We start from the raw sequence: 23,582 nt of genomic DNA, 5'->3' as shown, positions 1-23,582 counted from the left end.
TGTCAATTGTTAAATCCCTTAACAATCGACATGCAGTTTTTTATGTTGAACTTTTCTTCTTTACATTATATGAAACCTTCTCTATATCTTACTTATTTGTTTGCCAAGCGGGCCAATTTCTTATTTTTTTAGAAATGGTAGTTTGTCCATCACGGATTTAGTATAAATTTCATTTTAATATATAGTAATGACTATTGATTCTATGAAAGAAAGGAATGAAAAGATGAACAATAAAAATAAAGGAAAAGTATTTTATGGTAATGACTGTTGCGAAGTCAGAGCTTGTAGTCATATTAACATCTCTAAGTCCGAACTTACAGAATTCGTTAGACTTCTTCAAGCTCTTGGCCAAGCTATTCAAGCTGTCTTTCAAAACCCTTCTCAAAATAATATCGATAACTTGATCGCTGCCCTAAATAACTTACAAAAATTTCTCAATTGCTTAGATTTATCTCCAGCACAAAGACAAATTGGAAATTCTATCATTGCTAATCTATTAACTATTTTAAGAACAACACCTTTCTCATGCGGAGCGTTGTACGTTGAACTACAAAGCCTGCTTAATTATTTATTGTATATCGCTAAGTTATTCAAAGTAGATTGTTGTACGACCGACAAACTAGTTAAACTCATAACAGAGATCCAAGCTATCCTAGTTCAATACGGGTCAGGATGCCTTGGAGGAGGAGCAACTGGTGCTACCGGGGCTACTGGCGCAACAGGTGCTACTGGACCTCAAGGACCGGCGGGTGCTCAAGGTGCTACTGGGCCTCAGGGACCAGCAGGCGCTCAAGGCGCTACTGGACCTCAAGGGCCTCAAGGACCTCAAGGTATTCAAGGGCCGGCTGGCGCTACCGGGGCTACTGGGCCTCAAGGCGTTCAAGGACCTGCGGGGGCTACCGGCGCTACCGGGGCTCAAGGACCTCAAGGTGTTCAAGGACCTGCAGGCGCAACAGGTGCTACCGGGGCTCAAGGACCTCAAGGTGTTCAAGGGCCAGCGGGGGCTACCGGCGCTACCGGGGCTCAAGGACCTCAAGGTATTCAAGGACCTGCAGGTGCTACTGGTGCTACGGGGGCTCAAGGTGTTCAAGGACCTGCAGGTGCTACTGGCGCTACTGGGCCTCAAGGACCTCAAGGCGTTCAAGGACCTGCAGGTGCTACTGGCGCTACTGGGCCTCAAGGACCTCAAGGCGTTCAAGGACCTGCGGGGGCTACCGGCGCTACCGGGCCTCAAGGACCTCAAGGCGTTCAAGGACCTGCAGGTGCTACCGGCGCTACCGGGGCTCAAGGACCTCAAGGTATTCAAGGACCGGCTGGCGCTACTGGCGCTACTGGCGCTACCGGGGCAACAGGTGCAACAGGTGCTACCGGGGCTCAAGGACCTCAAGGTATTCAAGGACCGGCTGGCGCTACTGGCGCTACGGGTGCAACAGGACCGGCGGGTACTCCAATTCCTGTAACTACGGCTGTATTAGGAAACACAAATGCACAAACTGTATCACCAGGAAGTAATATACAATTTAATGAATCATTTGAATTGTCAAATATATCCTTTAATGGTTCTGATACTCTAACTGTTTTAGAAACTGGTGTATATGATATTAGTTTCTCTGCATCTACAACTTTCCCAGGTTCTTCACCATTTGGCTTCGGTCTTTCATTTAACGGGCAACCACCTACTCGTAATTTCTCAACTAACGTTATCGGTAGTGCGGTTTCTTTCTCAACGATTGTTACTTTAACAGCTGGCACAACAATTTCTGTACAGCCTACAGCAAATACTATTTCTATTCCTAATACAGGCGAAACAACTGCTATACTTTCCATCTTCCGAATTTACTAACCACAATTTCCAATACTATTTTGGAGTTATCAAGCACATTTATAAGTACTAAGTTTTTGATTGTCTATTAAATCTCTCTTTGAATAAAAAGGAGCACTTATTTGGGAGGATAGGTGCTCCTTCTTTACGTTTCTTTACTTCAAATTTACTCTATCTTAATCCTCATTTTGTATGATAAATAGTGAAGTCAAAGATATGAAAGAGGGATGAAAATGAGAGTTATGTCACTAATACGCATTTGGTTTGCACTTATGGTATGCATTATTTTATGTGTAGGATTTTTTTTAACTCTAAAATATTCCACTATATCAAAAGCAGAGAGAAAAACTGCTCCATACAAACTTCTATATACGAAACAAAGCAACATCCCTTATTCCAATGCCACAAAGAATGAAAAAAAAGTTATAAAAGGGATACTTATTACGAAAGCTTCTAGTTCCGAGGCGTTACTCCAAATTGCTGAAATGATTAAAGATCAGTATACAAATAAAAAAGTCGATGAAATCACACTTTCTATCCACAATGAAAATAGCGGTAATTACGAAGAAGAATTACCTTACGAACCTATTAGTAAAGGCCAAATAATCGTCACATACGATTCCGAATCCTTTGGCAGTACGAATATTATACTTAACGAGTAATATCATGTATCTCAATAGATATGGATTAATAGCTAATGAAGATAGACAAAACTCTCTACCGATTAAAATTTTATGTTGTTTTTGTACAAAAAAAGAGGCGAATTTCGTTATTCGCCTCTTTCTTTTACCAAAATGAAGGAATCCATTCTTTCACTTTATCAAGCCACTCTTGTTGCTCTTGTTTTCGTTGTTGTTCCTCTTCTTTCCTTCTCTTCTCTTCTTCTTTTCTTCGTTTTTCCTCTTCTATTGTAGTCAATTGTTTTTTATAATCAGCCTCAGATATGAGCGATAACTGAAATGCTTTTTGAGCTGGATTTGCGTTCGCTTTTTTCATAATATCCCGGAACATTGTCGTCGTAATTTGACTACCACCCGGAACATAATGATCGCTATCGGTTTTATCATATCCTACCCAAATCGCACCTACCAAATCTGGTGTGTATCCAACAAACCATGAATCCTTTGCACCGGTGCTCGGGCCATTTACAATTTGAGTAGTTCCTGTCTTACCTGCCGTATCAACATTATTAACTTTCGCCTTTTCGCCCGTTCCCTTTTCGACAACACCTTTTAATAAATATGTCATTTTTTGAGAAACTTTCTCGCTCGTCACTCGTGTCTCTTTCTTATACCACTTTCCAAGCGTTTCACCTTCAGCATTTTGTATCTCCCTAATTGCATGAGCTTCCACTTGGACTCCGTCATTTGCAAATGTACTGTATGCTTGAGCCATTACAAATGGAGATGTTCCCACATGCATACCGCCTAAAGCAATTGGATACGTACGATCTTCTGGCACTAATGGAATACCAAATCGCTCTAAAGATTTCAATCCTTTATCTAATCCAATTTGTTCTAATAGCCACACAGCTGAAACATTATACGACTTTGCTACGGCTTCATACATTGTCACATCACCGTGAAAAGTATGATCGCTATTTTGTGGTTTATATTCTTTAATGTTAAATGGTTCATCTTTTAATATATCGTATACTTCATATCCTTGTTCTAACGCTGGTACATATACAGCCAAAGGCTTTAACGTTGAGCCAGGTTGTCTTTTTAATTGGGTTGCATGGTTAAACTGTAAAAACTGATACGGCCCTCTGCCTCCAACTAAAGCTGGTACACCACCTGTTTTGGGATTCATAAGAACTACACCCGTTTGCATGAGTTGGTCTGAGCCACTATCTTTGAAATAACTATCATTATTCACAACGTCTTCTACGGCCTGTTGTTTTTTCGGGTCAAGCTCTGTATAAATACGATAACCACCTGCTAAAATTTCATTTTGTGTTAATTCGTACTTGTCCATCGCCTCTCTAACAATATAGTCTACATATTGAGAGTATTTTCCCTTGTATTTATCATCAACGCCACGTTTTAACACAAGTCCACTCTCTTTTTCTTTATTATACTGTTCGTCCGAAATATACCCTTGCTCTTTCATTAAACTTAATACGACATTACGTCTTTCAATTGACTTGTTAAAGTTTTTATAAGGTGAATACGCAGATGGTGCTTTAATCAAGCCCGCAATCGTTGCTGCTTCTGAAATTGTTAAATCTTTTACATCTTTATCAAAATAAGATTTAGCTGCCCTTTTTATACCCCAAGCACCTTCACCAAAATAAATTTGGTTCATATACATTTCAATAATTTCATCTTTCGTATACGTACGCTCTATTTTTTTTGTTAAAAAATATTCCTTAATTTTTCGAGAGTATGTGCGATCCTGTGTCAGAAATACATTTTTCGCAAGTTGTTGTGTAATTGTACTTCCCCCTGCTACAACTTCTCCTGCTGTAATATTTTTAAAAACTGCACTTATAATTCCACTATAGTAAATCCCGTGATGGTTAAAAAATTCCTTATCTTCTACTGCAACAATGGCCTGAACCATAATATCAGGAATATCTTTCTTTTTTACGCCTTCTGTTTTAGAAGAAGCTAATTTAGTCGCAACTTCATTATTTGCATCATAAATTAAGGTCGGCTGCGGAACAGCCTGCTTTAATTCAGATATGTCTTGAATAGAAATTATTATATTTATAGCAATAAATAGAGTAGCGAGCAAACTTCCTAATACAATTAATGAATTACGAAGCTTCTTCCTCTTGTTGAACCACTCCTGCATTTTTTTTAAGTGAGTGTTCTTCAATTTCATTCGTTCACTTCCTTCGTTTGTTTACACTCTTCTTTTCAAAAGGAAGAATATACCTCCTTTTAAATTTATTATAATAACGTAGTCTTTCCTGTAGTGTAAAGCTTTTCTTTCACATTCATACTTTTTGCAAGAAAAGGACATTCTACAAGTAAGATATTCAATATTGATTATTAATATTATTAATACAACAATAAGAGTTATGTTAAGTTTTTGTAAACTTTTCGATAAAATGTTTTAAAAAACGACAGTTTTTTGTTAGAATTGACTAGCCAATATATTTTACATATATTACTTTTGTGGGGGTAACTAATAATGGTCTTTAAATCAAAAAAAGATAAATTTTCTGAAATGTTAATGAATGTTTCCGAAAATTTAAAAGAAGGCGCGCAGTTTTTCGTGGAGTATAAAATTAAAAATGCTAGCGATTTAAAAGAGTTTTCTATGCGCATGAAAGAGTATGAGTCAAAAGGTGACTCATTTATTCACGAAATCATTATGGAGCTAAACAAAGCGTTTATTACTCCTATTGAACGTGAGGACATCCTACAGCTTGCAATGAGTATGGATGATGTATTAGACGGATTAGATCATAGTGCTGGTCTATTCGAAATGTATTCTATTACAGAAGCTGATGAATACATGATTAAATTCGTAGAAGCAATTAATCAATGTGCGATTGAAATTGCAAACTCTGTTGAATTAATGTCTAACAAAAAATTAGTCGACATTCGTACAAATGCGATTAAGATTAAAGATTATGAATCACAATGTGATGATATTCGCCGTCACGCGATTAAGCACTTATTCTCTCGTGAAAAAGATCCAATTAAGATCATTCAATACAAAGAGATTTACGAAGAGCTTGAAGAAGTAGCGGATAGCTGCCAAAGCGTTGCAAACGTATTAGAAACAATTATTATGAAGAACGCGTAAGGAGTTTGATCATGGATACACTCTTGATACTGACCGTTTTAGTAGTCATTTGCGCTTTAGCTTTTGACTTTATTAATGGATTTCACGATACAGCAAACGCTATTGCAACGGCTGTTTCAACGAAAGCTCTAAAGCCTAGACATGCAATTATTATGGCAGCTATTATGAACTTTTTAGGTGCGATGACATTTACAGGTGTAGCAAAAACGATTACGAAAGATATTGTTGATCCGTTCGCTTTACAAAATGGTTCTCTTGTAATTTTAGCTGCTTTACTTGCGGCAATAGCATGGAATTTGATTACTTGGTACTACGGTATTCCAAGTAGTTCTTCGCATGCAATCATTGGCTCCATCGCAGGTGCAGCTATCGCTGCTGCTGGTTTTAGTTCATTAAACTTTAAAGGATTCATAAAAATTATTGAAGCTTTAATCATTTCACCAATTATCGCATTTGTTATTGGTTATATCGTATACAGTATTTTTAAAGTCGTCTTTAAAAACTTTAATTTAACGAAGACGAACAAAAACTTCCGTATATTCCAGATTTTCACTGCTGCATTACAAGCTTATACACATGGTACGAATGATGCGCAAAAAGCAATGGGAATCATTACAATGGCTCTTATGGCGAATAGTTATCATACTTCTAGCGATATCCCGTTCTGGGTACAATTATCTTGTGCCATTGCAATGGGTCTTGGTACTTCTGTCGGCGGATGGAAAATCATTAAAACTGTCGGTGGACAAATTATGAAAATTCGTCCTGTAAATGGTGTAGCTGCTGATTTATCATCATCTCTTGTTATTTTCGGGGCAACATTCATTCACTTACCAGTTAGTACGACGCACGTTATCTCTTCTTCTATTTTAGGGGTTGGTGCTTCTCATCGTGTGAAAGGTGTAAAATGGGGAACTGCAAAACGCATGTTAATTACTTGGGTTATTACACTTCCTATTTCAGCTTCTTTAGCTGCTTTATTTTATTCTTTATTACACTTAATCTTTTAATTAAAAGTCGTCTTCCTTATTTTTCTAGGAAGACGACTTTTTTGTGAACAAAGCTTTTTCCCATGAAAAAGCGTGTATAATAATTGGTGGATAAGTTATATAGAGGAGTTGGCAATTTTGGAATACATCATGTTACTTTTCATCGGGCTAATCGCCGGGACAGTCGGGAGTCTAGTCGGACTTGGCGGCGGAATTATTATTGTTCCGTTATTAATCGGATTACACAGCCTATCACCACAACTTGCAGTAGGAACCTCAATGGTAACAGTCGTTTTTACAGGACTATCTTCCACCCTTACTTATATGAAGCATAAACGAGTAGATTACAAAAGTGGACTTATTTTATTTATCGGGAGTGGCCCTGGTGGTATCATCGGCTCGTGGGCGAATAAATTTTTAAACCAAGATACATTTTCTTTATATTTTGGGATTTTTCTTATTTTTGTCTCCATTCTTCTTATGTTACGAGACAAATTAAAACCCCTTTCTTTATCAAATATGACTGTAATCAAGCGCTCTTTTACAGATAACGAAGGAAACACTGTACACTATCAATTCCCACCGCTTCTCGCTATCTTTATCGCCTTTATAGTTGGTTTTATATCTGGGTTATTTGGAATTGGTGGCGGTGCTTTACTTGTTCCAGCAATGATGCTACTTTTTGCATTCCCAGCACATATTGCTGTAGCAACTTCGATGTTTATCGTATTTCTATCAGCAATTGTAAGTTCTGCAACTCACATCTCCCTTGGAAATGTCAGCTGGATTTACGCATTAATTCTTATTCCTGGTGCATGGATTGGTGGAAAAATCGGGGCATATATTAATACAAAATTAAGCGGTAACGCCGTAATTAATTTATTACGTATCACATTAATTATTCTTGGGACTAGATTAATCATTACTTCTTTTTTATAACGTGTTCTTTTTAGAATGCGTTTTTTCTTATACACATGAATATAAAAATCCTCCTAAGAGAACAAATAAAATTAAACAAACACATAATAACATGTAATTGGAAATATGTACTTTCTTCACGTTGACCACTCCTATAACTGCGACTGTTACCTTTATGATAGCGAAAAAATAATTTACTTGCAGTTACAAAGTGCTAACAATGCAAAATCATTTATTACAAATTTTATCCTTATATTTCATTTCTTTGTATATTCTATCGTTTTAATAAAAAAAGATGTCATATTGACATCTTTTTAGTGAAGAAGTGACCATCCCATAAAGTCTTCATGTACTTGGCACGCCCTCTTATCGTTTCGATCATACAATTCAGCATAACTATCTGTTTCTTCATCATAAGCCATCGTATAAATAATTTGGCCATCCACTTCAACGGATAACACGACTCCACCTTTCATCTCTTCTACATGAATGATGGCATTTGCCGGAATTCTCATATCCGTCATTTTTATCGCATCTAACAATATACTAAACCCCCTACAGCGTATTCATTGCTAGTACTATTACACACTAAATAGTATACTACTGTAATAGCATATATTTCGTCAATGAAATTGCTGTTTAAATAGCATATTGTCTTTATACATATACACTAAAAAATAGAAATGTTTAATAAACGGGGGGCTAACATTGATTCTACACAAAGGAGATGTACTATTCCGTCAAGGTGAGGACGGTCCTTTATATTTTATAAAAACAGGTTTATTAAAAGTAGTAAGGATAGAAGAAGATGGAACACCATTTCTATTTAACATTATCGTTCCAGGAGAAACGATACCTCACCATTCCTTAATTTCACCGAAGGAATATCACGGTACAGCAATCGCTTTAATGAAAACGGAAGTTGAACCTATAATTAGCAATGAGTGGTACAATCAACTTCAAGCGGATCCTGCATCATATGCAAATATCGCTATGCAATTACAGTCAAAATTAAGAATGATGCAGCAACGTATCGACCAATTGACGACCGTCTCTCCAAAAGAACGTCTTCATCGCTTACAAGAATGGTTCACACTATATTTAGGTGACATTCCTATATATGAAATATTAACACAAACTGAAATTGGTCAGCTCATCGGTATACGCCGCGAAACGGTAAATCGATTATTGCGAGAACAAATAAAAAACGAGGTGAAATAATACCTCGTTTTTTTGCTTCTTCAAACTCCATCTATTGTAAGCTTGCTGCTGGACCGAAAAATTCATAATGAATATGCTCTTGTTTCACACCTAAATCAGTTAATGTAGCATTTATATGCTTCATAAATGCTACTGGACCACAGAAATAAAATTCTGCTTCCGTTGTCGGAATAATCGTTTGCAGCCATTCAGCTTCAATCAAACCTTCTTTATCAAAGTTTTTCATTTCCAGATCTTTTTCAGTCGGCGCCGAATAGCAAGTGTATGCTTTCACTTGTTCGTATTCATTATCTACTGCCTCAACGTGTTCTTTCATTGCATGTGTATTACTATTTAGTGCTGCATGAACAAAACATACATTACGTTTTGAATCTTGTTCAATTAACGTATTTAGCATACTCATCATTGGTGTAATACCTACTCCACCACTAATTAGGACAACTGGTAATGTTGAATCCATATTTAATACGAAATCTCCCGCTGGTGCACTTACTGGTAACATATCGCCTTCTTTTACATGATCATGTAAGTAATTAGATACTTTACCGTCCGGTGTATCTACACCTTTTTCTTTCTTGACACTAATACGATAATATTCTTTTCCAGGAGCATCTGATAAGCTATATTGACGATTATGTGTATATGTTTCACCTTCAATATTGATTTGAACCGTTACATATTGTCCTGGGATGAATGAAGAAACTTTCCCTCCATCTTCAGGTTTCAAATAAAATGACGTAATAACATCGCTTTCCTTCACTTTTTTTACAACTACAAAGTTACGGAAATCTTTCCATCCACCTTCTTTATGTGCCGCTTCTTCATACATCTCTGCTTCAATACTAATGAATGCATCAGCAATGACACCATAAGCTTCTCCCCATGCGTTTAAAACTTCATCAGGTGCACCTGCGACCTCTTTAATTGCGCGTAGTAAACATGTACCTACAATCGGGTAATGCTCTGCTTTAATACCTAAACTTCTATGCTTATGACCAATTTGTTTTACAACTGGAATAATAACTTCTAAATTATCAATGTACGTTGCAGCTGCATAAACAGCATTCGCTAACGCTTGTTGTTGTCTTCCCTTTTTCTGATTTGTATGATTGAAGATATTCAATAGCTCCGGATGTTCCGAAAATAAAATTTCATAAAATCTCGTTGTAATTTCAACGCCTTTTTCCTGTAATAATGGTACTGTTGACTTTACGATTTCAATTGTTTTTTCACTTAACATTGTATCCCACTCCTCTATTTCCTTAACTGTTTTTAGTTTAACCGAATTGTATAATACAGATTGTGATTTTAATCACTATTAACACGGTGTTTTTGTGAAAAATATATGAACATTGCACTTACAAAAGAAAATAAGCTAACTAGAATGCTAGCTAGCTTATCATTTCGACAATATTTTTCTATACATTCCTCGTTGGCAAATGTTCTTGTAAAACCATATACCCTTCATAAGCTGCGTAACCGAGTATAGCCATTAATCCGATATAACAAGCAAATGCTGTCCATTTCGTTTTCGTATCCACTTTGTAATAGTTTTCCTGTTGTCTCTTGTCTGCATCCCATTCCTGTAATTTTCTTTCTGACATTTCAAATGCTTCTCGTATATGAATTGTATGTGTTTCTTTTTCATCTTCATATGGGACGTAATCAAGTGGCTCAAACTTTGGTAAAAGATACTCTAACACTTCAATCTTTTGAAGTTCTCCTGTTTTTAATTCTTTCTCTCTTTCTTTTTGCCTTAATACATTTATTTCATGTTGCATCATATATATATTCCGATGCACTGCACCAGTTTCTTTTAACTCTTCTTCAAGCCTTGCAACATATTCTTTCATTCCATCAATTTTATATCCTAATTCCTTAATTGGCTCATCTCTCTTTATTACTCTATACAATTCCATACAGCCGATAATAAAAATAAATCCGCCCAAAATACTTTTAAAATAAATTGAATACCCAAGTAGTAAAACAAGCCCCGCTCCCCAAATTTTCGTACTTACAACTGAAATAATCCGTCCCCCGTCTAACGGAGAAACCGGAATTAAATTAAAGAAATTAATCATACTTCCGAGTAAAATAATGAGCGCCCAAAACGGCTCTTTCGTTATCATATAAAGTGGAATAGCCGGTAAAAATGAAAGTAATCCGAAAAGAGGTCCCATATAGGCAATATATGCTTCATCTTTTGCATTTTTAGGCATCTCTTTCATCCCAATAAGAGCGCCCATAAATGGAATAAATATTGCTGGCGATGTTGGTATACCTTTTCTTTTCGCAGCCCATAAATGACCCATTTCATGAATAAACAACAAATAAATGAGCGCTACCCCAAATTGCCAACCATATATAACTGCGTACGCACCAAGTGATAGAAACATACTAAATACCGTTGAAAACTTTGCTAATTTAAAAATTGCAAATACCCACTTTAACTTAGAAAGTAAAAATAACCCTATTGCAACAATAATTCCCCATAATCCTTTTTTATTATTTTTCATATTCCTCTCCTTTATCTTTCATTAATGAATGATATACATTCATCAAAGCTTGTTCTTTTTTCTATTATGACATATTTTTTTCTATTGTTAGAAATAATGTTTATATAATCCATTTTTAGACAAAAATATAAATAAAAGGAGGTGCACACAATTGAATTTACAATCTCTCATAATAGGAGCTCTATCTTTTTTAGCCTCAACTCTTATTTTTTATACCGTTAGTTACGTATTACTATTAGATTTGTTGCCCAATCACGTATTTATTGCTCTTATCATCCTTTCCGCTCTTATGATTTCTTTTCTTATTACACGAAAATCAATGAATGAGCCATCTGCAAAAGCAAAGTAATAGAGAGGGGGGGTTCCCCTCTCTATTATCATTTCCTAGGAAAGTTCATATAGAATTGAGGAGTTTATCTCGAATAACGTTTCACCTTATCTTTGTAAATTCATTTTTTCACCATAATCTTTAACAATTTGAATAATATTTTGAAAAACACCTATTTTTTCTTGTTTACTATTTAATATTTTCAAATCATAATTTTCATAATATGTTTCTAATGACTTTAATTGTGATTCTGAAGCACCTTGTACCGGAACAGTAGCATGCAATTCATACTGTTTATATCCTTCCTTTACCTTTTCTCCTAAGATTTTTCCACTCTCTTTTGCTCCAATTAATTTTTGAACTTTTTCTGGAAAAATGACCTGCAAATAGTATTCTTGTTCCTTCTCTAACTTGTTGTATAGTGATTGTGAAATCGTATACCGTACTGTATAATTCACTTTTTGATCGCCCGCTTTAATATGGAACGCGGTAATCTGCAAATCTTTTTTTGTTACTTCCGTTAAAGGACCTGCCTGTGTTTCATCTTCTTTTTGTTCTGATACATTTGGAAATATAGCCAAAAGCTTTTCTGTATCTTTTTTATTCAGCATATACATAGCTTTCTTATGTTGTACCCATCCTCGTCTGTCTTCTCCTCTTAGCCATGCATAATACGTTTCTTTCTTCCCATCTCTACTAATTTGTATTTCATATTCAGGTTCACCAAAGCTACCTGTTATTTCTTGTTTCTCAGCTTTATCTATAATGTCTATTACTACCTTAGCTTCTGATTCCTGTAACTTTTTCTCTTTATGTTTTTTTTGTATAACGGTTACCTCTATTGTTTCTTTCACTTCATTCACCGTCTCTTCCACTTTTTTTGTTTCTTTTTTTTGCTCAACTTGACTACAAGATGCTAGTAACATAACAAATAACAGCAATACATATTTCATTTTCAACTTAATCCTCCTTTTACAATAAGAAACTCTTATAATCTTCATACAAAAAACAAAAACGTGACACACTATAAAATACGCTATACTAAGCATTGAAAGGAGGTCTTTTTCATGTCCATTAATTTTCACGATGCAAATAATAAATACACATACGCACAGCGAAACGCCCATATTTCTTGGAGAGAAATGATAAAAAATATTACAGACGTACAAAAGAAACGAATAATTGATATCGGCTGTGGTGGCGGGATTTATACGAAAGAACTTGCTCTTATGGGAGCAGAAAGTGTTGTTGGGCTTGATTTTTCAAAAGAAATATTACAGGCTGCAAAAGAAAATTGTAGCGGATTTTCAAACATTTCTTTCATTCAAGGTGATGCACATAGCGTCCCATATCCTAATGATACATTCGACATTGTTATTTCGCGCGCAGTTATTCATCATTTACAAGACGTTCCTACATTTCTACGTGAAGCTTCTCGTATATTAAAGAAAAACGGTGTACTTATTGTACAAGACCGAACTATTGAAGATTGTACGATCCCTGGAAGTCCCGAACACATCCGTGGATATTTTTTCTCTATCTTCCCAAAACTCATTGAAATAGAATCAAAAAGACGTCCAAAAACCACCACGATACAGCAAGAATTACAAAAATATTTTCTTCACGTTTTCCCGACTCAAACACAATGGGAGATACGAAAAATACATGGTTCTGTACAGGCATTATTGCAAGATTTATCACCTCGAACAGGCCGATCCATTCTATATGAACTAACAGATTATGAACTTTCTCAACTTCTACAACAAGTAAAGACCGCCTTACAAAACGTCTCTCCTATTATCGAAAGAGATCGTTGGACCATTTGGAGCGCCATGAAGTTGTAAGGAAGGAAGCCTCACAAAATAATGTGAGGCTTCCTTCTTTCATAATCTAATTTTGCAACACTCTTGATATCCTCCACTTCTGGCCTGCGCACTTCCACACTTCGGACATACTAAATATCTAGACTGATTTGTCAACAAACTACCTTTTTGAAAGAGTAAAACTTCTGCTTGTTTAAACGAACGCGAATAATATAACCACATAAAACCAATTATAGCAATAATGCCAAATAATACTCCCATCGCAAGCATTTCAGTCACCTCTTTTGGTTTGTTCTTTCCAGCAAGTGGATTGTTGTATTATTCTCTCTAAATTCAAACAATCCCTTCTTTACTCCTATAAATATCAACTTTCTCTATAAATTTTACAATTCTCCGCAAATTTTTACTTCTGTTTTACAATTCAATTTACATCAACTATTCATTCCAAAACAAATAACATTTCCGCATATATATATTTTATTAAAAAATATATTGACTTTCTAAAAAAAAAATGTAACAATACTTTCAGAATACTTGAATAAAAATTCATTGACGAGAACGAGTACGTTATAGGACTGTCCCCCAGAGAGTTGGCGATTTGCTGAAAGCCAACGTTCAGTGCGTAGCCGAAAATCATCTCCGAGAAGTAGAACCGAATGTTATAGTAAGTTCTTACCGGCTGTTCCCCGTTACAAGGAACACGTATCATGTTGTACGTTGCAGAGCCGTATACATATAGAATTATTTCTACATGTATAAATTAGGGTGGTATCGCGGGTAAATATAACTCGTCCCTTTCTTTAGGGACGAGTTTTTTGTGTTCTTACAAATGAATTTTAAAAAAGGAGGAAAAACAATGAACACTGTATCAAAAAAACATATTTTTTTCACGGGTCTTATGCTATTTTCTTTATTTTTTGGGGCAGGTAATTTAATTTTCCCTCCCATGCTTGGACAAAATGCAGGCGAAAACTTTTGGCCGGCAATGATTGGATTTTTACTAACAGGAGTGGGTTTACCACTACTAACAGTTATCGCAATTTCTTTATCAGGAAATGGTATGCAGCAACTTGCAAGTCATGTTCACCCATTATTCGGAATATTCTTTACGGTAGTTGTATACATCGCCATTGGTCCTTCTATGGGTATTCCACGCGTTGCAAATGTCGCTTATGAAATGGGCGTTAGTTCTTTCTTACCAGAAACGATTCGCTCTAGCAGCCTAGCACTTTTTGCATATACAATCATCTTCTTTGCTATCGTATATTGGCTGAGTTTGAATCCATCTAAACTTGTAGATCGTATCGGAAATATATTAACACCTATTTTATTACTCTCTATTTTCTTATTGTTTGTTAAAAGTGTATTTACACCACTTGGACAATCAGGACCTGCAATGCAAGAGTATCAAACTTCTCCGATTTTCAAAGGCTTTATGGAAGGTTACTTAACGATGGATACCATTTCAGCACTTGCATTTGGCATTATCGTTGTAAATACCATTCGCTCTAAAGGTGTGAAGGATCGTAAATCCATTGCCATCGCAACAGCCAAAGCTGGACTTATTGCTGCTATTGGCCTCGTACTTGTATATGGTGCGCTTGGCTGGCTCGGTGCAACTAGCGTCTCGCTCGGATATGCAAAGAATGGTGGAAAATTACTTACTGTAATCGTACAACAATTATTCGGTCCATATGGTCTGCTTTTATTATCTCTTATCGTTACACTCGCTTGCTTAACAACATGTGTTGGACTTGTATCTGCATGTAGTCAATATTTCTCAACATTATTGACTAAATTTTCATACAAAACATTCGCAAGTATCATTTGTGTATTGGGATTATTAGTTGCCAACTTAGGTTTAACAAAAATCATTTCCATCTCTGTTCCAATTTTACTTGTTGTATATCCAGTTGCGATTGTACTTGTTCTACTATCGTTACTGCATAAATATTTCGGTGGATATCGCTCTGTTTATGTAGGTGCTTTAATTGGCGCAGCAATCGTAAGCGTATTTGATGGATTAAAACAAGGTGGTATTTCAGTTTCATTTATCACATCATATTTTGAATTTATCCCTTTATATAATGAAGGAATAGGTTGGCTAGTACCTGCATTAATCGGAGCTCTTATCGGCCTTACAATCGCTAAGCTAAGCGGCGCGAAAAAAGTTCCCTTACTCACCGAATCTCGTGAAATAAAAGCATCCTAAAAAACTCCCGAAAGGGAGTTTTTTTACATTTGATAAGCAGTATGATTAAAACTGCTTATTTTATACGCTTTCGTATAATAATCGATATTTGTATCCACTGTTTCTACTTTGACAACATCGTAGCACTCTTCTTGCTTTATTAAAAATAAATAGTACTCTTCTGTCGCCTCAACAATTGCAATTTTATCTGTTTCAACATTATATTGTTCACAAAGCGCTTGTAATGCGTTCACATAATCTCCTAGTTTTTTAGACTTATCCATACCGAATATAGTTTGAACTAGCATATACATTCTCCCCTTTGTATGTACTGTTAACAACTTAATGATAACGCTTACATTTATTGGCGTCAATAAAAAGATTTTGTACAAACTAATAACCAGTGGGGACCACCCCACTGGTTAAAATTTCACTTTATCATTTCGTCAATTGATGTCGAAACGCATAAATAACCGCCTGTGTCCGGTCACTTACATTTAGCTTATTTAATATATTGCTCACATGTGTCTTTACTGTTTTGAGGGCAATAAACAACTCATCTGCAATCTCTTGATTACTTTTCCCCTCTGCAATTAATAACAAAATTTCAGACTCTCTTTCTGTTAACTCCTCATGCAAAGGTTGTTCTTTCTTCTGACGCATACGAGACATCATTTTACCAGTAACTTTCGGCTCTAATACCGTTTCTCCATCATAAGTAGCTCGTACAGCGTCTGCTATATCACTCGCTCTTGATGTTTTTAATAAATAACTTGTCGCTCCGGCCTCAATAACAGGATACAATTTCTCATCATCTAAAAAGCTCGTTACAACTACAATTTTTGCTTCTGGCCATTCTTGAATAATAGCACGTGTTGCTTCAACACCATCCATCTCATCCATGACAAGATCCATCAAAATAATATCCGGCCTTAATTGCAAAGCTAACTCTGAACCTTTTCTTCCATTTTCAGCTTCTCCAACTACTTCAATATCTGGCTGCGTTGATAAATATGCTGATACACCCATTCGAACCATCTCATGATCATCCACTAGTAATACTTTAATCATGATTCTCCCCCTCTCTCAATCATAATCGGTACTTTTACTTCTATTTGTGTACCTTTATTTGGAAAACTAAGTACCTTTAATGTCCCACCAATTTCATGAACACGCTCTTGTATTGACCTTAATCCGTAAGAACCAGCCTTATTCACTCCTACTTTAAAACCTACACCATCATCAATAATTTTCAATATTGCATATTGATCAATTTTTCGAAGACGCACTTCCGTTTTCTTTGCCTTCGCATGACGTAAAGTGTTAGATAGCGCCTCTTGTACAATGCGGAATAAGTGATCTTCTACACCTTTTTTTAATTGAATCGGTTCAATTAACCATTCAATTTTCATATGTTGCTTTCTAGATAGTTCTGTTAATAATTCTTCTATACCTTCTGTTAGTTTCTTACCTTCTAACTGTACTGGGCGTAAATGAAGAAGCAATGCTCTCATTTCTGACTGTGCATTTACAACCATATTTTCAACGAGCTGTAACTGCTTTTTCGTCGTTTCTGGAAATTCAGCTACTTGTTCATTAATAGCCGACATCATCATCGACATTGCAAAAAGCTGCTGACTTACAGAATCATGCAGCTCCCTCGCCAATCGATGCCTTTCTTGGGAAATCGCTTCTTGTCTCATCTCTTCATTCCAATGAGCTCGTTCATTCGTTACCTTTTGAAAGAGTCCAGCTTGCTCCTCTAATCGACGAGCCAGACCGATTACTTTTCGTTCCACTTCATGAAATTCATCATCTGCAGTAAACGAAACATCACTCGGAAAATTCCCTCGCTCTACTTCAAATAGAAACGTATTTAATCCTTGTATACGCTGCTCTATATAGTAACCGATTGCATATCCTACAATCCCCCCGATAAGTAAACTTGTAGTCATAATAAACAAGCCAATTGGAACAGAAGCGATGGATTCCTTCCATAATAAATCATATACTTGTTGCTCGCTTTTCCATACATATACAATTGTACAAATGAGTGCGATACTAACTGAGGACAACATAGAATAACGAATATACATCCACGAAATATTTTTTTGTTTCTTCATTATACTTTCCTCACTTCCGTATCGCCTACGACAAGCGAAGAAATAATTTTAATACGACGAGGAGCCTCTTTATACTGCTCTGTTCTAAATGTAACATTGCGGTTAAACCCTGTCTCCTCATGACCTGGCAAGAGCACACGTCCGACAATAACAGAATGATTTAAAGACAGTTCAATATCATATGGCACATATAAACGAATATTACCAACGACACCCCGAATAACAATTACCGTTTCTCCTTCTGGAATCATAGCAGTTGTTAAATCTATTTCCACATCACAAGCACCATATTGAACATTAATATCCTCAAGTTCATAAATATGATCCATCATTCGTACATTGCCTACAAACATATTTTTTAAATATGGTTCTGTACGATATATTTGCTTCTCTTCGTCTATAATCCCTTCTTCTTTAATTTCAACCTTCATTGCTTTTTGCTGATGCCCTTGTTGAATCAATTGATAACCAATTAAAGCTAAACAAGCAAATACGACAAGAACAAATGCTGCTGATGAAAATAAGAAGAATAAAAATACGATACCACCGACAAATAAAAATACATTTCCCCGTACATAACGATTCTTTTTACGATAATGCCTTCCAAACATAAGCATAATAAATGCAAAAATGAGACCACCTGGTTCAAAATGTCCAAGTATCATATCAAGAAAAAGACCGAATCCAAATATGATGAGGAGCATCCCCATTAATTGTGTCTTTGAAAAATGTTTCTTCATTTCAGCTCCCCCCTTCTTGTCACATATACATAGAAGAAAAGGCATTGCTTTCCAACACCTTTTCTCCTATCACTATATCATAAGCCTGTTTTATAATATACTACTATTATTTTGTTAACTCTTTCGTTAACGATACATCATTCTTTTCTTTCATTTCACGCTCAAGCTTTGCAATCTTCATATCAAATGTGTCACGTTCATGCTCCTCGTTCATACGAGTTTCTAAGTCGCGAATATGATCTTCAATTTCTTCAAAGCGTAAGAATGGATTATTTTCATCCATTTTATGCATCGCAGCATTCATACGACGATTTGCGTGTGCCATATTTTCACGTGCCATTAATTCCATACGTTTTGCGTGCATTTCTTTTAATTTATTTTTCATTTCAGAAAGACGACGCTCTAGCTCATCAATTTGTTCTACAACACCTGCATACATTTCTTCTAATCGAGTTACTTGCCCTTCATAATAAGCTACTTCTTCTAATGCACGCTCATGTAGTTGTAGTTCGCCTGCTTCTTGAGCGATGATCGCTTGCTTAGATCTTTTATTCACGAAATAACGTGCTTGCTCAAGCTCACGAGCAAAGTTAGATTTTAATGTTTTATGACGCTGAATTAACTTCTCAATTTTTGTTATTTCACGCTCACTATCACGTAAATATTGGTTTAACATAGCAATTGGGTTTTTTCTTTCTTTCTCATCTAACACATTATGAAAATCTGCTAAAATTGCATCGCGTACACGTCCGAATAAAGATTGTTTCATTATAATCTTCCTCTCTTCTACTTTATAAATTTGATTTGATTGATTTTATATTAGTTTTTCATTAACTTGTTCCACTCATCTTCAAAGTTGCTATATGGTTTAGAACTTTCTGGAGCAGAATCAACAACTACATCTTTTTCTTTTTTCCACTCACGGTATCCGTAGTATAAAACTACTAATGCTGCAATACCGATTAATGCTGGGGAATGAGAAAGGGCGATGGACAAGCCGATCAAACCAACAATACCCCAAGCTAACTTTCCAAAAAATGATTGTGCTCGCACAAATGATTTATAGCTCCAGTACACAACTCCTGCTCCGATTGCGAATCCTACAATACCAGCAAGACTACCAAGAGCAATTAAAGCTAAAATACCAGCCGCGATAAACGCTAGAAATTGTTTCATCTTGTGCTTGCCTCCCTTCGATTTGATACTCTTATCTTAACTATTTTTTCTTTTTTCCATAACGAGCTTAAGAACCGTTTTTAACTCAGACTTAAGACCGAGTTGCATTCAGCCTTTTGTAAAAACATACGATAGCATGGGATCATTCACTCTTTTCCCGCACATAAAAAGCCGTACAGAGAATGTTCTCTGTACGGCTTTCGTTACTTTTCATACACTTCATTTTCATTATGCTGTTTTATGATACTCTTTTTTTTCCGCTACTTTAGAAAACCTCGGGAAACCAATTAATATAGAAATGATTCCACATACGCCAACTAAGATTGGATAAAACGCATATGGTAACAGTTCAATTGGAGATAACGCCGCAAATCCTGCTGCTGTTAACATTTGCGCACCATACGGAATTAACCCTTGCACACAGCACGAGAAAAGATCTAATACACTCGCTGATTTACGAGGATCAATTTCATATTGATCTGCAATGTTTTTCGCAAGCGGACCTGTAAAGATAATAGAAATGGTATTATTCGCTGTACACATATTCGTCATACCTACTAAACCAGCGATACCGAACTCTGCTCCTTTTTTTGAACGAATGTTACGCGTTAAAATATTCATTAAATATTGAATGCCACCATTATATTGAATCAATTCGACCATACCGCCAATTAAAATAGCAAGTAATACTAACTCCATCATACCGCCCATTCCAGTCGTTACACTTTTAAAGAAACTCTCTAACGTATAACTTCCATCTAAAAGACCGATAACCCCAGATAGTACAGTTCCACCAGTTAACACGATAAGTACATTCCAACCAAGTAGCGCTGTAATAAGTACTCCTGCATACGGTAAAATCTTTATCCAGTCAAAGCTATGCGTTTTAATCTGCGTATCGCTTCCTAAAGTAATGATTACTAATAGTACAATTGTAATAATAGCTGCTGGTAATACAATTAAAAAGTTCGTTTTAAACTTATCTTTCATTTCTGTTCCTTGTGAACGTACAGCTGCGATTGTTGTATCTGAAATAAATGATAAATTATCACCAAACATCGCTCCGCCAACAACAGTAGCCATCGTAAGTGCAATTGAGATATCAGTTTGCCCACTAATACCTACAGCAATTGGTGCTAATGCAGCAATTGTTCCCATTGAAGTTCCCATCGCTAATGAAATAAATGCTCCTATAACGAAAATGCCAGCTACGATAAATCCTTGTGGTAAAATCGATAACGCTAAGTTAACTGTAGAATCAACGCCACCCATCCCTTTTGCTGTTTCAGAAAATGCTCCTGCCAGTACAAAAATCAGAACCATAATCATAATGTCTGGGTTCCCTGCACCTTTAGCAAATCGTTCCACTTTTACATGAAAACTTTCTTTACGATTCATTGCTAAAGCGACTCCTACAGCAATTGAAATTGCTACAAGTATCGGCAATTTATAGAAATCACCTGTAATAATTCCAGAACCAATAAATAGCGCCAAAAATATCCCAAGTGGTAATAATGCCAAACCATTTCCTCTCGTTTCTTTCAAAGTACCATCTCTCCCTAGTTTCAACCTTTTTCTAATGAATAACAAAAGACCTCTTCCAACGAGAAGAGGTCTTATACATCTATAAGAAACGCTCTTCTCATCTTTCAAGCATATGCTTGCTGGATTTGGCACAGCACTCTGAAATCGAGTCCGCTGCCGAGGCATCGTAGGGCCAGTCCCTCCGCCTCTCTTTATAAGAAGGTTTCATATTTATTTTTTAATAATAATTTCTTCCCTAACTTTACTCGCTTACAAAACAAAAGTCAATTATTTTTTGTATAGATTTTTTTGGTAATTATACAAAAATTTGAATACAATAATCATTTTAAATTTTTGATTTCTTCTTCCAATATTGAAATCCAATAAAATTCACTATTTTTCATTGCAGCTATGATCCATTTCGTAGTGTACCAAGCTAACTCATACTCTTCTTTTGTAACATCGCCACTTTTATAAGCATCCTCTAGCTCATCTTCATCGAGTACATACATTTTACCATTCGGTAATAACACTACATCTAAATATAAATCATCAAAATATGGTAAGCCACAGTCATCTATTTCATATTCTTTCGCCACATCGATATAATATTGCACTAATTTTTTCTGATCATCTAACATAGCTGTAATCGCAAAGTTTTTCCCATCTATGAAATATTGAATCCACGTATACTGATTACCAGCAATACAAAGTTCCTTACCATCATATTCTTTACAACTAGGTTCTCTCACCTTTTCTATTTCCAGTATTCCTAGCATTCCTTCTTCTATTTGCTTAACAGTATAATCCCTCTCTATTAGTCGCTTCCACGAAGAACCGTCACCATATTTACGTTTCATTTCGTCTGCTCCCTTTCTATATAGAAAAGCCCCCACATATTATGTGAGAGCTTGTTCAAATTATAATTAAGCTGCTTGCTTATTAGAAATTTCTTTCAAATAGGCTTGTCCTTTTTCAGCGTCATACTGACCTTCCCACTTAGACATAACTACAGCTGCTAAAGAGTTACCTACAACGTTAACTGCTGTACGGGCCATATCTAAAATACGGTCAATACCAGCAATAAACGCTAAACCTTCAGCTGGAATACCTACTGTACCAAGTGTCGCTAATAATACAACGAATGATACGCCAGGTACACCCGCAATACCTTTTGATGTAAGCATTAATACAAGTAATAATGTAATTTGTTGTGTAATAGATAAATCAATACCATACATTTGTGCTAAGAAAATAGCCGCAATTGCTTGATATAAAGTTGATCCATCTAAGTTAAATGAATAACCTGTCGGAATAACAAAAGATGTAATTGCCTTTGGACAACCAAACTTCTCCATTTTCTCCATGATTTTTGGTAAAACTGTTTCTGAACTTGCTGTAGAGTACGCTAAGATCAGTTCATCTTTTAAAATCTTAAAGAATTGGAAAATGTTAATTCCAAATATTTTCGCTGTAATTCCTAATACGACTACAACGAAGAAAATCATTGCTCCGTATACTACAATTAATAATTTCCCTAATGGAATTAATGAAGAAAGACCAAATGTAGAAACTGTAACTCCAATTAACGCAAATACACCAAATGGTGCAAATTTCATAACTTGGTTTGTTACGTAAAACATTGCATCAGCTACACCTTGGAAAAATTGAAGAACCGGTCTTCCTCTTTCACCAATTGCCGCTACACCTAAACCAAATAATACAGAGAAGAAGATAATAGCAAGCATATCTCCGTCAGCTAATGACTTTACAATGTTTGTTGGAACAATATTTACAAATGTATCTGCAAATGAGTGACTTTGTACTTGCTCTGTCGTATGTGTATATTTCGAAATATCTGTCTTTGTTAACTGCTCCATATTTACGCCTTTTCCTGGTTGGAAAATATTCGCAATTAATAGACCGACAATAATTGCAATTGTTGTAATAATTTCAAAGTAAATAATTGTTTTTCCGCCTAGTCGACCTAATTTTTTTACATCGCCAACACCAGCAACCCCAACAACAATACTCGCTACAACAATCGGTACAACGATCATTTTAATTAATCGGATAAAAATATCACCAATTGGTTGTAAATAGCTCACCACTGCCGGATTGCCAAAGAAAATTGCCCCAACTGCAATACCTAGCGTAAGACCAATTAATATTTGCCATGCAAGTCCTATTCTTTTCATATTTGTTGTAACCCCCTCTTCGATGTGTCACTCCATCTCTCATTCTATCTATCTCTATAAAACTTGAAATTAAGAGTATTACATATTATTCGACAATTCACTACATTTTGTCCCTGTTAAAAATCATAAATCAAAATTTAAAATCTGACAACAAAATAACTTTGCCCGAACGCAAATAATTTTCTTGACAAAAATAAAACCCATGTCAGAAAACCTAACATGAGAACGATTCCTTACCAGTGTTTTATTGA

Annotated in this window: 24 protein-coding genes, 1 riboswitch and 1 other annotated feature; of the genes, 9 read left to right on the top strand and 15 right to left on the bottom strand. The window is 35.8% G+C overall.

What is annotated here, in order from left to right; all coding sequences use genetic code 11:
* Positions 1 to 223 precede the first annotated feature (223 nt).
* Both ACTFRN_RS05095 and ACTFRN_RS05090 read left to right on the top strand, forming a co-directional pair.
* On the top strand, positions 224 to 1,843 hold the full coding sequence (locus ACTFRN_RS05095) for a Gly-Xaa-Xaa repeat protein (RefSeq protein WP_140383353.1): 1,620 nt from the start codon (positions 224 to 226) through the stop codon (positions 1,841 to 1,843).
* A 212-nt stretch (positions 1,844 to 2,055) separates the two neighbouring features.
* Complete coding sequence (locus tag ACTFRN_RS05090; protein WP_001265562.1) at positions 2,056 to 2,484, top strand: hypothetical protein; 429 nt, start codon at positions 2,056 to 2,058, stop codon at positions 2,482 to 2,484.
* Positions 2,485 to 2,608: 124 nt separating this feature from the next.
* Here the strand turns inward: ACTFRN_RS05090 and ACTFRN_RS05085 are convergent, their stop codons facing one another.
* On the bottom strand, positions 2,609 to 4,651 hold the full coding sequence (locus ACTFRN_RS05085) for a transglycosylase domain-containing protein (protein WP_000769283.1): 2,043 nt from the start codon (positions 4,649 to 4,651) through the stop codon (positions 2,609 to 2,611).
* Between the two features lie 312 nt (positions 4,652 to 4,963).
* Between ACTFRN_RS05085 and ACTFRN_RS05080 the strand changes: the two genes are divergently transcribed.
* From ACTFRN_RS05080 to ACTFRN_RS05070, 3 genes are all read left to right on the top strand, one after another.
* Positions 4,964 to 5,584: a DUF47 domain-containing protein gene (locus ACTFRN_RS05080; protein ID WP_000231448.1), complete on the top strand. Its 621-nt coding sequence runs from the start codon at positions 4,964 to 4,966 to the stop codon at positions 5,582 to 5,584.
* Positions 5,585 to 5,595: 11 nt separating this feature from the next.
* Positions 5,596 to 6,594 carry an inorganic phosphate transporter gene (locus ACTFRN_RS05075; RefSeq protein WP_000380271.1) on the top strand — a complete coding sequence of 333 codons (999 nt, stop codon included), beginning with the start codon at positions 5,596 to 5,598 and terminating at the stop codon, positions 6,592 to 6,594.
* A 117-nt stretch (positions 6,595 to 6,711) separates the two neighbouring features.
* Positions 6,712 to 7,512, top strand: coding sequence for a sulfite exporter TauE/SafE family protein (locus ACTFRN_RS05070; protein WP_000455758.1), 801 nt, complete (start codon positions 6,712 to 6,714; stop codon positions 7,510 to 7,512).
* 293 nt (positions 7,513 to 7,805) lie between these two features.
* Here ACTFRN_RS05070 and ACTFRN_RS05065 read toward each other — a convergent pair whose 3' ends face one another.
* On the bottom strand, positions 7,806 to 8,033 hold the full coding sequence (locus tag ACTFRN_RS05065; RefSeq protein ID WP_000882907.1) for a hypothetical protein: 228 nt from the start codon (positions 8,031 to 8,033) through the stop codon (positions 7,806 to 7,808).
* Positions 8,034 to 8,199: 166 nt separating this feature from the next.
* Between ACTFRN_RS05065 and ACTFRN_RS05060 the strand changes: the two genes are divergently transcribed.
* A complete protein-coding gene (locus tag ACTFRN_RS05060) occupies positions 8,200 to 8,712 on the top strand; it encodes a Crp/Fnr family transcriptional regulator (RefSeq protein ID WP_000600575.1) in 513 nt (170 codons plus the stop codon).
* A 31-nt stretch (positions 8,713 to 8,743) separates the two neighbouring features.
* On the opposite strand, the gene hmpA is transcribed toward ACTFRN_RS05060, so the two are convergent.
* The gene (gene hmpA, locus ACTFRN_RS05055; protein ID WP_000947720.1) at positions 8,744 to 9,952 is read right to left on the bottom strand and encodes an NO-inducible flavohemoprotein; all 1,209 of its coding nucleotides are present in this window, start codon (positions 9,950 to 9,952) and stop codon (positions 8,744 to 8,746) included.
* A gap of 178 nt (positions 9,953 to 10,130) precedes the next feature.
* Positions 10,131 to 11,228: a site-2 protease family protein gene (locus ACTFRN_RS05050; protein WP_000794485.1), complete on the bottom strand. Its 1,098-nt coding sequence runs from the start codon at positions 11,226 to 11,228 to the stop codon at positions 10,131 to 10,133.
* A gap of 151 nt (positions 11,229 to 11,379) precedes the next feature.
* Between ACTFRN_RS05050 and ACTFRN_RS05045 the strand changes: the two genes are divergently transcribed.
* Positions 11,380 to 11,577, top strand: coding sequence for a hypothetical protein (locus ACTFRN_RS05045; protein WP_001053353.1), 198 nt, complete (start codon positions 11,380 to 11,382; stop codon positions 11,575 to 11,577).
* Positions 11,578 to 11,663: 86 nt separating this feature from the next.
* Here ACTFRN_RS05045 and ACTFRN_RS05040 read toward each other — a convergent pair whose 3' ends face one another.
* Positions 11,664 to 12,515: a hypothetical protein gene (locus tag ACTFRN_RS05040; protein ID WP_000782993.1), complete on the bottom strand. Its 852-nt coding sequence runs from the start codon at positions 12,513 to 12,515 to the stop codon at positions 11,664 to 11,666.
* 108 nt (positions 12,516 to 12,623) lie between these two features.
* Between ACTFRN_RS05040 and ACTFRN_RS05035 the strand changes: the two genes are divergently transcribed.
* Positions 12,624 to 13,400 carry a class I SAM-dependent methyltransferase gene (locus ACTFRN_RS05035; protein ID WP_000026256.1) on the top strand — a complete coding sequence of 259 codons (777 nt, stop codon included), beginning with the start codon at positions 12,624 to 12,626 and terminating at the stop codon, positions 13,398 to 13,400.
* A gap of 39 nt (positions 13,401 to 13,439) precedes the next feature.
* On the opposite strand, the gene ACTFRN_RS05030 is transcribed toward ACTFRN_RS05035, so the two are convergent.
* On the bottom strand, positions 13,440 to 13,649 hold the full coding sequence (locus tag ACTFRN_RS05030; RefSeq protein WP_000880630.1) for a hypothetical protein: 210 nt from the start codon (positions 13,647 to 13,649) through the stop codon (positions 13,440 to 13,442).
* A 270-nt stretch (positions 13,650 to 13,919) separates the two neighbouring features.
* Positions 13,920 to 14,178 (top strand) — a binding site (T-box leader).
* 57 nt (positions 14,179 to 14,235) lie between these two features.
* Here ACTFRN_RS05030 and brnQ3 point away from each other — a divergent pair.
* Entirely contained in the window at positions 14,236 to 15,591 is a 1,356-nt protein-coding gene (gene brnQ3, locus ACTFRN_RS05025) for a branched-chain amino acid transport system II carrier protein BrnQ3 (RefSeq protein ID WP_001099152.1), read from the top strand.
* A gap of 23 nt (positions 15,592 to 15,614) precedes the next feature.
* Here brnQ3 and ACTFRN_RS05020 read toward each other — a convergent pair whose 3' ends face one another.
* From ACTFRN_RS05020 to gltP, 9 genes are all read right to left on the bottom strand, one after another.
* Complete coding sequence (locus ACTFRN_RS05020) at positions 15,615 to 15,953, bottom strand: DUF3922 domain-containing protein (protein WP_370530097.1); 339 nt, start codon at positions 15,951 to 15,953, stop codon at positions 15,615 to 15,617.
* Between the two features lie 55 nt (positions 15,954 to 16,008).
* Positions 16,009 to 16,641, bottom strand: a complete 633-nt coding sequence (locus ACTFRN_RS05015; RefSeq protein WP_000598709.1) for a response regulator — start codon at positions 16,639 to 16,641, stop codon at positions 16,009 to 16,011.
* Positions 16,638 to 17,693 (bottom strand): sensor histidine kinase, encoded by a 1,056-nt coding sequence (locus ACTFRN_RS05010; RefSeq protein WP_000744320.1) that lies wholly within the window; start codon positions 17,691 to 17,693, stop codon positions 16,638 to 16,640. Before ACTFRN_RS05010 ends, ACTFRN_RS05015 begins: the two co-directional genes overlap by 4 nt.
* Positions 17,693 to 18,433, bottom strand: coding sequence for a cell wall-active antibiotics response protein LiaF (gene liaF, locus ACTFRN_RS05005; protein ID WP_000716091.1), 741 nt, complete (start codon positions 18,431 to 18,433; stop codon positions 17,693 to 17,695). The genes ACTFRN_RS05010 and liaF overlap by 1 nt, the downstream gene beginning before the upstream one ends.
* A gap of 106 nt (positions 18,434 to 18,539) precedes the next feature.
* Entirely contained in the window at positions 18,540 to 19,202 is a 663-nt protein-coding gene (locus tag ACTFRN_RS05000; RefSeq protein WP_088106565.1) for a PspA/IM30 family protein, read from the bottom strand.
* 50 nt (positions 19,203 to 19,252) lie between these two features.
* Positions 19,253 to 19,609 (bottom strand): lmo0954 family membrane protein, encoded by a 357-nt coding sequence (locus ACTFRN_RS04995; protein WP_000808648.1) that lies wholly within the window; start codon positions 19,607 to 19,609, stop codon positions 19,253 to 19,255.
* 228 nt (positions 19,610 to 19,837) lie between these two features.
* Positions 19,838 to 21,154 carry a Na+/H+ antiporter NhaC family protein gene (locus tag ACTFRN_RS04990; RefSeq protein ID WP_000665478.1) on the bottom strand — a complete coding sequence of 439 codons (1,317 nt, stop codon included), beginning with the start codon at positions 21,152 to 21,154 and terminating at the stop codon, positions 19,838 to 19,840.
* 94 nt (positions 21,155 to 21,248) lie between these two features.
* Positions 21,249 to 21,354, bottom strand: a riboswitch (SAM riboswitch).
* Between the two features lie 120 nt (positions 21,355 to 21,474).
* Positions 21,475 to 21,993, bottom strand: coding sequence for a DUF402 domain-containing protein (locus tag ACTFRN_RS04985; protein WP_014893185.1), 519 nt, complete (start codon positions 21,991 to 21,993; stop codon positions 21,475 to 21,477).
* Between the two features lie 66 nt (positions 21,994 to 22,059).
* On the bottom strand, positions 22,060 to 23,331 hold the full coding sequence (gene gltP / locus ACTFRN_RS04980) for a glutamate/aspartate:proton symporter GltP (RefSeq protein ID WP_000821146.1): 1,272 nt from the start codon (positions 23,329 to 23,331) through the stop codon (positions 22,060 to 22,062).
* Positions 23,332 to 23,582 lie beyond the last annotated feature (251 nt).

The organism is Bacillus cereus group sp. MYBK245-2 (assembly GCF_051916145.1).
Lineage (GTDB): Bacteria > Bacillota > Bacilli > Bacillales > Bacillaceae_G > Bacillus_A > Bacillus_A pacificus.
The sequence above is the reverse complement of the archived record's forward strand: the minus strand, read 5'-3'. Positions and strand labels throughout refer to the sequence as shown.